Raw genomic sequence first — 13,038 nt, 5'->3', positions numbered from 1 at the left:
ATGCATTCCGTCGTACCTTTGAAAAGGAGCAGAGATGGATCTCAAGATCGCCAACAAGCTCGCACTCGTATCCGGATCGACGAAGGGCATCGGTCACGCCATCGCGGTGGCGCTCGCGCGCGAGGGCGCGCGCGTGATCGTCAACGGCCGCTCGCAGGCATCCGTCGATGCCGCGCTCGCCAAGCTGCGCGAACTCGCGCCGAACGCACAGGCCGAAGGCTTCGCCGGCGACGTCTCCGATGCCGCGCAGGTCGCTGATCTGGTGAAGCGCTTCCCGCACGTCGATATTCTCGTCAACAACATGGGCATCTTCGATCCGAAGCCGTTCGAGGAGATTCCGGACGAGGAATGGCTGCGCTTCTTCAACGCGAACGTGATGTCGGGCGTGCGGCTGTCGCGCGCGTATCTGCCGAAGATGAAGGAGAAGAACTGGGGCCGCGTGGTGTTCATCAGCAGCGAGAGCGGCATCCAGATTCCCGTCGAGATGGTTCACTACGGCATGACGAAATCGGCGCAAATCTCGCTTGCGCGCGGACTCGCCGAGACTTGCGCGGGCACCGGCGTCACGGTCAACTCGGTGCTGCCGGGGCCAACGAGTTCCGAAGGCGTCACCGATTTCGTCGAGAAGCTTTCGGGCGGCAAGAGTTTCCACGAGTTCGAAAAGCAGTTCTTCGAGGAAGCGCGCCCGACCTCGATCCTCAAGCGCTTCATCACGCCGGAGGAGATCGCCAGCATGGTCGCGTATGTGTGCTCGGAGTTGTCGTCGGCGACGAACGGCGCGGCCTTGCGCGCGGACGGCGGCGTCGTGCGCGCGGCGTTCTGAGCGCGTGGCGTTATCGCGACCTCATTGCGACGACGACGCGAGTTCGCGCGCCTGTTCCAGCGCCGCGACGATGGCCGCGACGGTTCGCTCGCGCGCGGCTTCGTCGTTCTGGCGCAGCGCATACGACGGGTGATACGTCGCGACAACGAGCTTGTCCCGATACGGCACCACGCGCCCGACATGCGCCGACAAACTCGCGCGCCGGCCGAAAAGCGCGGTGAGCGCCGTCGCGCCGAGCGTGACGATCACGCGCGCGCCGATGTCGCGCAATTCCTGTTCGAGCCAGTACGAACAGGCTTCGATTTCCTGCTGCGCGGGCGTCTTGTGCAGACGCCGCTTGCCGCGCGGCTCCCATTTGAAGTGTTTCACGGCGTTGGTCAGAAAGACGTGCTCGCGCGGCAGGCCGGCGCGTTGCATCGCGTCGTCGAGCAACTGGCCCGCCGGACCGACGAACGGCTCGCCCTTCAAATCCTCCTGATCGCCAGGCTGTTCACCGAGCAGCATGATGCGCGCGTCGGACGGACCCGCGCCGCGCACCGCCTGCGTCGCGTTGCGCCACAGATCGCAGCGGCGGCAGGCGTCGAGCGACGTGGGCGCGTCGCGTTCGGGCTGGGCATCGAGCGCATCGACCTGAACGGGCTTGCCGCCGAGCGCGCCGACGCTCTGCGCCTGCGCGACACGCCGCGCGCCGCCACGCGCATCGCTCACGAGCTTGGGAATCAGCGCGCCTTCGGGCAGGCCCTTCCAGAAGCGCACCGGCATGTGCTGCTCGAGCGCCGATTCGTTCAGGCGCGCGGGATTGAAGATGCTGCGGTAATAGGTCATCCAGAGGGCTTCGGCGGCATCGGGCGCGTCCGCGGCATGGTCCGACGCGAGCGCGCGGCGGCGTTCCAGTTGCAGGCGCTCGCCGTCGAACATCGCTGCGCCGTCGGGTGTCGCGATGAGCCATGTCGAGCGTCCCATGCGCGCCGCGAAATGCTCCGCGCCCCAGGCGAGCACGTCGTGATCGGGTTCGTACCACGCGACATATTCGGGCGCGCCGAGCGCCGCGTCGCGCTGACGAAAGCGCACATACGCAATCATGTCGTGCTGCGCGCGGCGCACCGCTTTCGCCATCTTGTAGAGCCGCGCGCCGTCTTCATCGGCGGGCGATGCCGCCGAACGGTCGCCCGCCGCCCAGCGCCAGAGCACGCGGTAGAGAAAGCTCCAGCGGCGCGCGTCGCGGAAATGCGCGGCGTCTTTCAGGAGCGCGGCGAGTTCACGCGATACGCGGATGCGAGGCGTGTCGGCCGAATGCACGGACGGCGCGGATTCGTTGAACAACGCAGGCTCCGCTTGCGACGTGCGCCAGTCGACCGATTCGGGCGCGAGCCCCTGCGCGAGCGCATCGAGCGCGGCGGCGCGCCAGGCGTCGAAATCGTCGTCGATAGTGATGACGCGCATCAGATCAGCGAGAGTTGCACCGGACCGGTGGCGAGCGCGCGCCGCAGATTTTCCGAAGGCGCTTCGGCGAGCGGCGGCCGGTAATCCTCCGTGACGACGAACGGCCTCACCTTGTCCATGCCGCAGCGCAGCCGCACGAGATCGTGATAGCGCACACGCCGCGCCCGCCGCAATTCGACAATGCGCTTCGCGTTGCGCATGCCGATACCGGGCACGCGCGCGATCATGCGCGCGGGCGCGGCGTTCAGGTCGACGGGAAAGCGTTCGCGATGCGCGAGCGCCCACGCGAGCTTCGGATCGACATCGAGCGGGAGATTGCCGGCATCGCCGAGCAACTCGGCGGCGGCGAACCCGTAGCCGCGCATCAGAAAGTCCGCCTGATACAAACGATGCTCGCGCAGCAGCGGCGGCGCCTGCGACGGCACGCCAGACGGGCTGTCGGGAATCGGGCTGAACGCCGAGTAATAGACGCGCTTCAGTTGATACGAGCCGTAGAGCGTTTCGGCGGTGCCGAGGATGGTGCGGTCGTCGGTTTCATCGGCGCCGACGATCATCTGCGTGCTCTGCCCCGCCGGCGCGAAACGCGGCGCGCGCGGCTCCGCTTCGGATTCCTCGCGCGCCACGCGGATGTTGCCCATCGCCAGCTTGATCGTGCGGCCGCTTTTTTCCGGCGCGAGCCGCTCGAGGCCGATTTCCGTCGGCAGCTCGATGTTCACGCTGAGGCGGTCGGCATGGCGCCCCGCCTGCGCAATGAGTTCGGGGTCGGCATCAGGAATCGTCTTCAGATGGATGTAGCCGCGAAACTGATGCTTCTCGCGCAGCGTCTTCGCGACGAGCACGAGCTGCTCCATCGTGTAGTTCGACGAACGAATCACCCCGGAGCTGAGAAACAGGCCGTCGATGTAGTTGCGGCGGTAAAAATCCAGCGTGAGGCCGACGACTTCATCGGGCGTGAAACGCGCACGCGGCACATTGCTGGAACGGCGGTTGATGCAGTACCGGCAATCGTAAAGACAAAAGTTGGTCAGCAGGATCTTGAGCAGCGAAACGCAGCGGCCATCGGGCGTGAAGCTGTGGCAGATGCCGGAGCCGGTGCTGGCGCCGAGACCGTCGATGCCGCGCGACTCGCGCCTGGGCGCGCCGCCGCTCGCGCACGAAGCGTCGTACTTGGCGGCATCCGCGAGAATTTCGAGCTTTTCGGAGAGATCCATCTTGCATATGATACTGTATGTTTATACAGTATCTCACGTAGGTCGCGGAGTCAAACACAAATGTCCATGGCAGGACGTTTGCAACCCCTCTCGCATGCTTCGCGCCTGGCCCAACACTTCATTCATCGGAGAGCCTCATGCGATTCGACTACAAGACGTTCCACATCGATTGCACCGCGCGTCACGATCAGGACGGAAGTTACTACGCACACGCAAAGATCACGCGTTCGCCAGAAGAGCACAGCGGGCACATGGAAGCCTTCGAATCGGGCGAACTCGATTCCTTCACGAGCGAATCGGATGCCGTGCATTGCGCGCGGGCGTGGGCTATCGAATGGTGCGACGAGGCGTTGGCCTGACGCTTGTGCTTCTTCCCGTAGTACGGTCTGAAGCCGAACCGGCGCTCGCCCCATCTCGCGCGGCACGGCGATTGCGCAAGGAACTCCGCGACGCCGCAGCATTGTGCGAGGCGGCGCGCATCAAGACCATCGATCAACGGGAGGACACCATGAAGAACGCGAAGAGAAGCCTGCTTGTTTCGGCAATGATCCTGAGCCTATCCGGTGCAGCGTTCGCGCAAGGCGCGGGCGGTGGCGCGGGTGGCGGCACGGCGGGCGGCAATGGCGCGGGTCAAGGCGGCACCGGCATGAGCACGCCGAACAGCAACGGCGTAACGGGAACGACCTCGGGCGCATCGGGGGCGAACACCATGGGCTCGTCGCAAAGCAACAAGATGCACAAGAACAAGAAGAGCAGTTCGGACTCGGGCACATCGAGCGGCGGCGCGTCCAAGTCGTACTAAGTCCACGTCAACAGCGCGCGCTCGGGCTTCGCTTAAGCCCGGGCGTGTCGTCACCTTCCATCCGCAAACCATGCAAATGCCCGGCCGCCCTCTGCGCTCACCCCTCCAAAGCATCCCTACGAGATAGGGATTTCTCGCGTTTGCCCCTTGCCTTAACTTAGCTCCTGAGCGCTATCCGTCGCGCCCGGCGTGCTGTTCATTGTCGCGCCGAGCGAAGCATGTTCCGGCCTTTTGAGCCGCTGCGCTCGATCCCGTCCATCGACAATGCAAGGAGTCCGAGAATCGCGTTCCCGGCTACTTGTGCATTCGTTTCAAGGAGCTGGAACATGAAGCAGACACTCAATCCGAAACTCATCGCGATGATGGCCGCCAGCGCGCTCGTCACCACCGTCGCCAGCATTGGCGGGGCTCACGCTCAGGGCATGCCCGCGGACGCGCAGCAACTGGTCCAGACGATGCGCCCGATGTATATGTCGCAGGACACGCCCGATCAGACGCAAAGCGCCGCGATGCCCGCCGCGCAAGCCGACGATTCCGCGTACGGCGGCATGGCAGCCGGCGCGAGCGCATCCGCGAGCGGCCGGCGCCAAGGCGGCTGCGGCGACGCGCCTCGCTGCGACGTCTTCTTCGGTCAATGACCTGACGTAGGCTCTACGTCGCGGGCGGGGAGCAACATCGTCCGCGACTCATCACCCGATGCGAGTCGTCCATGCGAATGTCGCGATGACCGACTCGCCCGCCTTAAGCACCGCGCCACCCTTCAGCGCGCGATTCACATTCAAGTTCACCCAGTCCGCCGCGTTGCTCACCGGTTCCACGCAGAGCAAATCGGGATGCGCCGCGGGCGCGTAGACCACCATGTGATCGAAAGGCGCGTCGGCGCGCAGCGTGATCGCGCGGCGTTCGTCCGGCCAGGCGATCGTCGCCGTGCGCGACCAGCCGGCGAAGTTGTTGTCGAGATCGAAAGCATCGGCGGACATGCCTTCGCTCGATGCCATCGCGTCGACGCACGGATGCGGTCCCGCATGCGTCGGCAGCAGATCGGGCGTGCAATGCCACATCGCTTCGACGCGCGCATGCACGCGCGTATTTCGCGTGCGCGGATAGTATGGGTGATGCCCCATGCCGAAGGGCATCGGCCGATCGGACAGGTTGCGCGCGGATATCGTGACGGTTAGCGTGTGTGCATCGAGCGCGATGTCCTGCGTCGCTTCGTAAGCGAATGGCCAGTGATGCGCCGCCTCACGCGAAGGCTCGTACAAGAGATGCAAGCGCGCCCGCGATGCCGACACGTCCCCCACGCGCCAGGGCAGGCGCCACGCGTTGCCGTGCAGCGCGTGCGGGAACGCATTGCCATCTTCGGAAAGATCGATGAGCGCGCCTTCGAACATGAAGCGCGCATCGCGGATGCGGTTGCAATACGGCAAGAGCGGAAAGCTCGCCATGCCGAGCGGATCGCGCGCGGCAAGCGCGGCTGGCGTCGCGGGACGAAGCCAGTGGATGGAACGTCCATCGCGCGTTTCGTCGAAAGCCGCGATGGCGCCGCCCACTTCGGGCGCAAGCAGCACGCGCCGCGCGCCGTGACGCAGTTCGACCAGCGTAGCGGACGGCGCGGCGCTCAATATGCGAACTGCCGGTAGCTTTCGTCGAACGTGCGCGCCGTCTTCTCGACCTGCGGATTGAAGCGCAGCAGACGCCGCGCCCGGGCGGGCAATTCGGCGAAGACATCGCGCGGCACGTCGATATGCACCTCGGGCCGGAAATACCACGCGCGGCTGTAGCCGATCACGACCATCGGACGCGGCTCGGCGGTCAGATTCGGCGTGCCGCGATGCAGGCCGCGCACGTCGCGGATCATTACATCGCCGACTTTCATGAGCACACGCTCGGCGGCAAAGCGCCCTGCCTCCAAGCCCGCCAGCGCTTCCTCGCGAGACAGGCGATGCGTGCCGCGCGTGGTTTCGAGCGGACCGTTGCGGTCATCGACATCGACGAGCGGAAAGTTCACCGCGAGCTGGAACGACGGCGTTTCGGGCCCGCCGTCGAAGAGCGGCGGCGTGTCGCGATGCCAGTCCTGATACTCGGAGCCGAGCACGGGCGTATCGGTGGCGAGCTGGCACATCACCGGATCGCGCCCGGCCACGCGCTCCACGATGCCGACGATATCGCCGTCGCACATGACCGATGGATCGGCGAATTCTGCTTCGAACGGCAGCGTGACGTAATAGCGGCCCGGCCCACGATTCCCGTTCGCGGACGATTCACGCGCTGCATCCACATGCGGCTTCAACAGCGGCTCGAACGCTTGGCGCCAGGCTTCGATGACCGCGCGCGGAAAGTGATCGCGCAGCAGGACGAAACCGTCCCGCTCGAACGCCTCGGCGAGCGCGTCGCGCGTGCTCTCGTCGTACTTGCTCATGCGCCGTCTCCTCGTTGCGAGTGTGAAGAGAATCGCACGCGTGTAATCCATCCGTCAATATTATTAGTAATAGCCCGTGAAAACCCTGAATCCAAATGGCGAATAAAAGCGTGCTTTCCGCGTCGTTCACCACTAATATTAATGGCAAGCTTTCCCGGCCCGCGACACATCGTCCGCGAAGAGTCCAGCCGCCCGACGCGGCACGCACAATGAAAAAATCCACGCAACGCCGCCCGACGATGACCGACATCGCGAAGCTCACCGGAGTCTCGCAATCGACGGTTTCTCTCGTGCTGAACAACGCCAGTGGCGCGAAGTTCTCCGACACCACACGCGACAAGGTGCTGCGCGCCGCGCAGGAACTCGGCTATCGCATGACGCAGCGCGAGCCGGTCGCGGCGCTCGAAAGCCAGGGCGAGCGCAACCTGATCGTCTATCTCGCCGATGAAATATCGACGAGCCCGCATCCGGTCGTGAGCATCGACGGCGCGCGCGATGCCGCGTTTGCGAACGGCCGCATGCTCGCGGTCTATTCGACGCACGGCAACGCGGAGATCGAAGCGCGCGTGCTCGACGCAACGCTCGGCAACCCCAACGTGCTCGGCGTGATCTACGCGACGGTCTACACGCGCCGCGTCACGCTGCCCGCCGCGCTGGCCAAGGTGCCGACCGTGCTGCTCAACTGCTATGCGAACGAGGCGAATGTGTCGTCGGTCGTGCCTGCGGAAGTCGCGGGCGGTCACACCGCGACGGATCACTTGCTGGCAGCGGGCCACAGGCGCATCGGCTATATCAACGGCGAGCCCTGGCAGGACGCCGCGCGCGATCGCCTGAAGGGTTATCGCACTGCCCTTGCCACGGCGGACCTGCCGTTCGCACCTGAACTCGTGCGCGAAGGCGACTGGAGCCCCGGCACGGGCTTCGAGCACACGCTTTCGCTGATGCGCGAGCCGAATCCGCCGACGGCCATCTTCTGCGCGAACGATCTAATGGCGCTCGGCGCGATCGAGGCGCTGAAGCAGCTCGGCCTGCGCGTGCCCGACGACGTCTCCGTGCTCGGCTATGACGATCAGGAAATCGCGCGGCACACGCATCCGCCGCTTTCCACCGTGGTGCTGCCGAACTATGAACTTGGCCGGTGGGCAGTCGAGACACTCCTGCAAGAAGAACAGAACCGCGCGGCGGGCGCGCCGGTGAGACGCCATACCGTGAAGCTCGATGGACCGCTGATCGAGCGCGGTTCGGTCAGGACGATCAACGAGGCGAAGCAGCTCGCCGTTCATAATATTAACGATTGACCATTAATAAAACGCGATGAAATAATCGCCGAAGTCGCAGCATGCATGACCACTCTCGCAGCAGGCAGACCGGGCAACACAAGCATCGGCACTACTAGAAAAAGGCAAACCATCCTTTGGAGGAAGACATGCTGTCGCTAGAGAAAAAATCGCGTCTGGCCCTGCGCCCGCTCGCTGCCGCACTCACCGCCCTCACGCTCGCGGTCGGCTTCACCGCCGCCCACGCTGCCGATGACGGCCTGCCGAAGATTGCGGCCAAGAAACCGTTGAAGGTCGGCTTCGCGCAGACCGAGAGCAACAACCCGTGGCGTCTCGCCGAAACGAAGAGCTTCAAGGACATCGCGGCGAAATGCGGCTGGCAGATGGTCATGACCGACGCCAATAGCTCGGCGGCCAAGCAGGTCTCGGACATCCAGAGCATGATCGCTCAGCACGTCGACCTGCTCGTGTTTCCGCCGCGCGAGGAGAAGCCGCTCGTGCCCGTCGTGATGCAGGCGAAGAAGGCGGGCATTCCGGTGATTCTCGTCGACCGCAATATCGATCAGTCGATGGCGAAGGCAGGCAAAGACTACATCACGTTCATCGGCTCGGACTTCATCGATCAGGGACACCGCGCCGCCGACTGGCTCGTGAAAGCGACCAACGGCAAAGCGACGATCATCGAACTGGAAGGCTCCACGGGCGCGTCCGCCGCGAACGATCGCAAGAAGGGCTTCGACGAAGTCATCGCGAAGAATCCCGGCATGAAGATCGTCGCGTCGCAAAGCGGCGATTTCGCGCGCGACAAGGGCCGTCAGGTGATGGAAACGCTGTTGCAGGCGCATCCCGACGTGACCGCCGTCTATGCGCACAATGACGAAATGGCGCTCGGCGCGATCGCCGCGATCAAGGCGGCGGGCAAGCAGCCGGGCAAGGACATCGTGCTCGTGACGATCGACGGCACCAAGGGCGGCCTCGAAGCGATCAAGGCGGGCGAGCTTGGCGCGAGCGTGCAATCGAGCCCGTTCTTCGGCCCGCTCGCCTGTGATGTCGCGCAGAAGTACGCGAAGGGCGAGACGATTCCGCCGTGGGTCAAGGTGTCGGACCGCTTCTACGACAAGAGCAACGTCGACGCGAGCATGCAATACGGGTACTGAGCGAAGTGTGTGTCTTGCGGGCGCCGGATAGCCGGCGCTCGCTTTTTCATTTCGACGGACATCACGGCATGGCTCAGACTCCCCTTCTCGACATGCAGGACATCGACATCGCGTTCGGCGGTGTCGCTGCGTTGAAACACGCGCGCCTGACCGTCGCGGCAGGCGAAGTGCATGCGCTCATCGGCCAGAACGGCGCGGGCAAGTCCACGCTCATCAAGATTCTCACCGGGGCGTATCGCAAGAGCGCGGGCACAATTCGCTTCGATGGCCGCGAGGTCGATTTCCGCACACCGAAGGACGCGCGCGAGGCGGGCATCAGCACGATCTATCAGGAGATCAATCTCGTGCCGTTCCGCTCGGTCGCGGAGAACATCTTTCTCGGACGCGAGCCGCGCCGCTTCGGTCTCATCGACTGGAAGACGGTGCAGCGGCGCGCATCTGATCTTCTCGAATCGTTCGGATTGCATATCGATGTGAAGAAGCCCGTGCGCGAGTATTCGACCGCGATTCAGCAGATGGTCGCGCTCGCGCGCGCGGTTTCTTCGGATGCGAAGATGGTCATCATGGACGAATCGACGTCATCGCTCGACGAGCGCGAAGTCGAACTGCTCTTCACCGTCGTGCGCCGTTTGCGCGACGACGGGCGCGCGGTGATCTTCGTATCGCATCGGCTCGATGAACTCTATGCGCTGTGCGATCGCGTCACGATCATGCGCGATGGTCAAACCGTCGCCGAAAGCACACTGCGGGAGATGGACAAGCTGAAGCTCGTCACGACGATGCTCGGCCGGACGCTTGCCGCGGTCGTGCACGAGGACAGCGCTGTGAAGGAAGCGAATCTCGCGAAGCGCGGGCCGGTCGCGCTGTCGGCTCAGGGGCTTGCGGCGGGCGCGAAAGTCACTGATGTATCGCTCGATGTGCATGCGGGCGAAGCCGTCGGTCTCGCGGGCCTGCTTGGTTCGGGACGCACGGAAACGATGCGCCTGCTCTTCGGCGCGGACCGTCCCGCGAAAGGCGCGCTTGCTGTCGGCGGCGAGCAGGCCGCGTTCAGATCGCCGAAGGATGCGATCGCGCGCGGCGTCGCGTATCTGACAGAAGATCGCAAGGCCGAAGGCATCGTGCCCGAGCTATCCGTGCGCGACAACCTCACGCTCGTATGCCTGCCCACGTTGACGAAGCGCGGCGTCGTCGATGTGGCGAAGCAGAAGGAAATCGTCGATGGCCTCATCGAGTCGCTCGGCATCAAGCTGCGCTCGCCGGATCAGCCTATACGCGAGCTATCGGGCGGCAATCAACAGAAAGTGCTGCTCGCGCGCTGGCTCGCGACGCACCCTCGCCTCCTGCTGCTCGATGAACCCACGCGCGGCATCGACGTGGGCGCGAAAGCCGATGTCGCGAAAATCGTGCGCGAATTGCGCGATGCGGGGCTTGCGGTGCTGCTGTCCGCATCGGAACTGGAAGAATTGACGGCGGTGGCCGATCGCGCGGTCGTGATCCGGGATGGCGAAACGGTCGCGCAACTGGACGGCGCGCAGATGAACGAGGCATCGATCATGGACGCGATCGCGTACGGCGCGGGAGAGCAATCGACGTTGGCCGAAGCGGTCGAATCGACGGCGCGAGGAAGCGAATGATGATCGACAAGACGCAGCACGCCGCCTCACTCGCACAGACGCCGCCCGCGAAAAAGAAACGCGGCGTCGCGATTCAGCGCGAAATCGCCGTGCTGCTCGCGATGATCGTGTTCAACCTCATCTTCACGCAGCACTTCGTTTCTTTGCAGACGTTCAACGTGAATCTTACGCAGGTGGTGACGATCGTGATCGTCGGCATCGGCATGACGCTCGTTGTGGCGACTGGCGGCATCGATCTGTCCGTGGGCGCATCGATGGCGATTGCCGGTGCGCTCGCGCCGATGCTCTTCATGAACATCGAAGGGCCGCTCGGCATTCTGCTCGCGTTCACGTTGCCGATATTGGCCGCCGCCGCGTGCGGTGTCTTCAACGGCTTTCTGGTGACTCGGCTCAATGTGCAGCCTATCGTCGCGACGCTCGTGCTGTTTATCGCGGGACGCGGCATCGCGCAGGTCGTCACCGATGGCAGTTTGCAGGCGTTCAACAATCCCGCGTTTCAATGGATCGCGCTCGGCAAGATCGCGGGCGTGCCCTTCCAGATCCTGTTGATGCTCGCGCTGGTCGCGCTCTTCACGTGGATCGTGCGCAAGACGCTCTTCGGCAAATACCTTCTCGTAACGGGCGGCAATGAGGACGCCGCGTATCTCTCAGGCATTCCAACCGCGCGCGTGAAGATGATCGCGTACACCGTGTGCGCGGCGCTCGCGGGACTCGCGGGACTCATATCGATATCCGTGAATTCGTCGTCGGATGCGAACGTCGTGGGGCTCGGCGTTGAGCTCGATGCAATCGCGGCGGTCGCGGTTGGCGGCACCGCGTTGACGGGCGGCAAGGCGTATATCACGGGCACGCTGATCGGCGCGCTCATCATTCAATTGCTGCGTTATACCTTGCTCGCGCACGGCATTCCGGATGCGGCCGCGCTCGTGCTGAAGGCCGCGATCATCATCGCGGCGGTGTATGTGCAACGCAAGCGAGGCTGACAGAGCATGAAGAAGAACCTGCCCATTCTGATCGCGCTCGTCGCGTTGCTCGTGCTTGGCGTCACGCGTTACGAGCATTTTCTGTCGGCGTATAACGTGACGTCGTTCTGGCGCTACAACTCGATGTTCGCGCTCATCTCCGTGGGCATGGCGTTCGTCATCATCACGGGCGGCATCGACCTGTCCGTGGGTGCGGTGGCGGCGCTGGCGAGTGTCGTTTCGGCGCTGGCGAGTCCGCATGGCGCGCTGGCGGGCGTGATCGCGGGATCGTGCGCGGGTCTCGCGATTGGCGTGCTGAATGGGCTCGTCATCACGCACATGCGGATTCTGCCGTTCATCGTCACGTTGGCGACGAGCCTGGGCGCGCATGGGCTCGCGTTGCTGCTTGGTCATAACGATGCGGTGGCGATATCGTCGGATATGCGTTTCGCCGCGTTCGGCCAAGGCGATTTTCTTGGTCTGCCGATTCCGGGCATCGTGTGCGCGGCGGTGGCTGTGATCGGATGGATCGCGTTGCGCAGCTCGCGGTTTGGGCGGCATGCGCTCGCGATCGGCGGGAGTGAAGAAGCGTCGCGGCTGATGGGGTTGAATGTGGATCGCACGCTGGTCTTCGTTTATGCCGTTTCCGGATTGCTTGCGGGTATCGCAGGAGCGATTCTCGCCGCGCAGTTCGGCGCGGGGCAGCCGAATGAAGGCGTCGGTTGGGAGTTGTTCGCGATTTCGGCTGTCGTGTTGGGGGGGACGCGGCTGACCGGCGGTGATGGGTCTATCGCGATGACGATCGCCGGTGTTGCGTTGCTCGGGCTCGTTTTCAATCTGCTCAACTTCGAGAATGGGCTTGGGTTTATTTCGCTGTCCGCGTATTGGCAGTCGGTGATTCGCGGGTTGTTTTTGTTGCTCGTGATTGTGTTGCAGGCGCGGGTTTTGAATAGGCCGGTCAAGCTCGCGCGATGAGGTTGCTGGCGCGATGAGGTTTTATTTGCGCTTCTATGGAATCCTGATTTCGTGTCGGTCTATTTGCACTGCCCCTGTGCGGGGCGGCAGTCACTTTCTTTGCTGCTGCGAAGAACGTCCGCGCAAGCAAGCCGCCGCCGTCATCGCGGCCGAAGGCGTGGTGATTGGTAAAAGCGCAGCGTGTGCGCTGCATCCCGCCGCGCGCGTACATGTCGCGATGTGTAGATCAATCGCGGCTCGGCGGGAATACAGCATCTGAGCCGTTCGAGGCGCCTCACGCGCAATATGGCGGACGTGCGAGCCAAGCGGCCGGCCAACGCGCGCCGTCCGTGGAA

13 protein-coding genes are annotated in these 13,038 nt (G+C 64.2%); 9 read left to right on the top strand and 4 right to left on the bottom strand.

Annotation, left to right across the window (positions count from 1 at the left end):
* The first annotated feature begins 34 nt into the window (after positions 1-34).
* On the top strand, positions 35-823 hold the full coding sequence (locus tag AC1Z32_RS01935) for an SDR family NAD(P)-dependent oxidoreductase (RefSeq protein ID WP_483477020.1): 789 nt from the start codon (positions 35-37) through the stop codon (positions 821-823).
* Between the two features lie 21 nt (positions 824-844).
* Here AC1Z32_RS01935 and AC1Z32_RS01930 read toward each other — a convergent pair whose 3' ends face one another.
* Both AC1Z32_RS01930 and AC1Z32_RS01925 read right to left on the bottom strand, forming a co-directional pair.
* Entirely contained in the window at positions 845-2,266 is a 1,422-nt protein-coding gene (locus AC1Z32_RS01930; RefSeq protein WP_483477019.1) for a UdgX family uracil-DNA binding protein, read from the bottom strand.
* The gene (locus AC1Z32_RS01925; protein ID WP_483477018.1) at positions 2,266-3,477 is read right to left on the bottom strand and encodes a putative DNA modification/repair radical SAM protein; all 1,212 of its coding nucleotides are present in this window, start codon (positions 3,475-3,477) and stop codon (positions 2,266-2,268) included. Before AC1Z32_RS01925 ends, AC1Z32_RS01930 begins: the two co-directional genes overlap by 1 nt.
* 137 nt (positions 3,478-3,614) lie before the next feature.
* Between AC1Z32_RS01925 and AC1Z32_RS01920 the strand changes: the two genes are divergently transcribed.
* The 3 genes from AC1Z32_RS01920 (at position 3,615) to AC1Z32_RS01910 (ending at position 4,917) form a co-directional block, all read left to right on the top strand.
* Positions 3,615-3,836, top strand: a complete 222-nt coding sequence (locus AC1Z32_RS01920) for a hypothetical protein (protein WP_483477017.1) — start codon at positions 3,615-3,617, stop codon at positions 3,834-3,836.
* Between the two features lie 71 nt (positions 3,837-3,907).
* On the top strand, positions 3,908-4,279 hold the full coding sequence (locus AC1Z32_RS01915) for a hypothetical protein (RefSeq protein WP_483477016.1): 372 nt from the start codon (positions 3,908-3,910) through the stop codon (positions 4,277-4,279).
* 326 nt (positions 4,280-4,605) lie between these two features.
* Entirely contained in the window at positions 4,606-4,917 is a 312-nt protein-coding gene (locus AC1Z32_RS01910) for a hypothetical protein (protein ID WP_483477015.1), read from the top strand.
* 51 nt (positions 4,918-4,968) lie between these two features.
* Here AC1Z32_RS01910 and AC1Z32_RS01905 read toward each other — a convergent pair whose 3' ends face one another.
* Both AC1Z32_RS01905 and AC1Z32_RS01900 read right to left on the bottom strand, forming a co-directional pair.
* Positions 4,969-5,901, bottom strand: coding sequence for an aldose 1-epimerase (locus AC1Z32_RS01905; protein ID WP_483477014.1), 933 nt, complete (start codon positions 5,899-5,901; stop codon positions 4,969-4,971).
* The gene (locus AC1Z32_RS01900; protein WP_483477013.1) at positions 5,898-6,698 is read right to left on the bottom strand and encodes a phytanoyl-CoA dioxygenase family protein; all 801 of its coding nucleotides are present in this window, start codon (positions 6,696-6,698) and stop codon (positions 5,898-5,900) included. Before AC1Z32_RS01900 ends, AC1Z32_RS01905 begins: the two co-directional genes overlap by 4 nt.
* Before the next feature lie 209 nt (positions 6,699-6,907).
* On the opposite strand from AC1Z32_RS01900, the gene AC1Z32_RS01895 reads away from it, so the two are divergent.
* The 5 genes from AC1Z32_RS01895 (at position 6,908) to AC1Z32_RS01875 (ending at position 12,703) form a co-directional block, all read left to right on the top strand.
* Positions 6,908-7,996 carry a LacI family DNA-binding transcriptional regulator gene (locus AC1Z32_RS01895; protein WP_483477012.1) on the top strand — a complete coding sequence of 363 codons (1,089 nt, stop codon included), beginning with the start codon at positions 6,908-6,910 and terminating at the stop codon, positions 7,994-7,996.
* A gap of 128 nt (positions 7,997-8,124) precedes the next feature.
* On the top strand, positions 8,125-9,132 hold the full coding sequence (locus AC1Z32_RS01890; RefSeq protein WP_483477011.1) for an ABC transporter substrate-binding protein: 1,008 nt from the start codon (positions 8,125-8,127) through the stop codon (positions 9,130-9,132).
* A gap of 68 nt (positions 9,133-9,200) precedes the next feature.
* Entirely contained in the window at positions 9,201-10,766 is a 1,566-nt protein-coding gene (locus tag AC1Z32_RS01885) for a sugar ABC transporter ATP-binding protein (protein ID WP_483477010.1), read from the top strand.
* Complete coding sequence (locus tag AC1Z32_RS01880) at positions 10,766-11,749, top strand: ABC transporter permease (RefSeq protein WP_483478182.1); 984 nt, start codon at positions 10,766-10,768, stop codon at positions 11,747-11,749. The genes AC1Z32_RS01885 and AC1Z32_RS01880 overlap by 1 nt, the downstream gene beginning before the upstream one ends.
* 6 nt (positions 11,750-11,755) lie before the next feature.
* Positions 11,756-12,703, top strand: a complete 948-nt coding sequence (locus tag AC1Z32_RS01875) for an ABC transporter permease (RefSeq protein WP_483477009.1) — start codon at positions 11,756-11,758, stop codon at positions 12,701-12,703.
* Positions 12,704-13,038: the final 335 nt, after the last annotated feature.

Source organism: Caballeronia sp. 11_S32, assembly GCF_056930355.1.
The sequence above is the reverse complement of the archived record's forward strand: the minus strand, read 5'-3'. Positions and strand labels throughout refer to the sequence as shown.

Coding starts and splice junctions, on each gene's coding strand:
- AC1Z32_RS01935 (WP_483477020.1), top strand. CDS start 35: ATGGATCTCAAGATCGCCAACAAGCTCGCACTCGTATCCGGATCGACG.
- AC1Z32_RS01930 (WP_483477019.1), bottom strand. CDS start 2,266: ATGCGCGTCATCACTATCGACGACGATTTCGACGCCTGGCGCGCCGCC.
- AC1Z32_RS01925 (WP_483477018.1), bottom strand. CDS start 3,477: ATGGATCTCTCCGAAAAGCTCGAAATTCTCGCGGATGCCGCCAAGTAC.
- AC1Z32_RS01920 (WP_483477017.1), top strand. CDS start 3,615: ATGCGATTCGACTACAAGACGTTCCACATCGATTGCACCGCGCGTCAC.
- AC1Z32_RS01910 (WP_483477015.1), top strand. CDS start 4,606: ATGAAGCAGACACTCAATCCGAAACTCATCGCGATGATGGCCGCCAGC.
- AC1Z32_RS01900 (WP_483477013.1), bottom strand. CDS start 6,698: ATGAGCAAGTACGACGAGAGCACGCGCGACGCGCTCGCCGAGGCGTTC.
- AC1Z32_RS01895 (WP_483477012.1), top strand. CDS start 6,908: ATGAAAAAATCCACGCAACGCCGCCCGACGATGACCGACATCGCGAAG.
- AC1Z32_RS01890 (WP_483477011.1), top strand. CDS start 8,125: ATGCTGTCGCTAGAGAAAAAATCGCGTCTGGCCCTGCGCCCGCTCGCT.
- AC1Z32_RS01885 (WP_483477010.1), top strand. CDS start 9,201: ATGGCTCAGACTCCCCTTCTCGACATGCAGGACATCGACATCGCGTTC.
- AC1Z32_RS01880 (WP_483478182.1), top strand. CDS start 10,766: ATGATCGACAAGACGCAGCACGCCGCCTCACTCGCACAGACGCCGCCC.
- AC1Z32_RS01875 (WP_483477009.1), top strand. CDS start 11,756: ATGAAGAAGAACCTGCCCATTCTGATCGCGCTCGTCGCGTTGCTCGTG.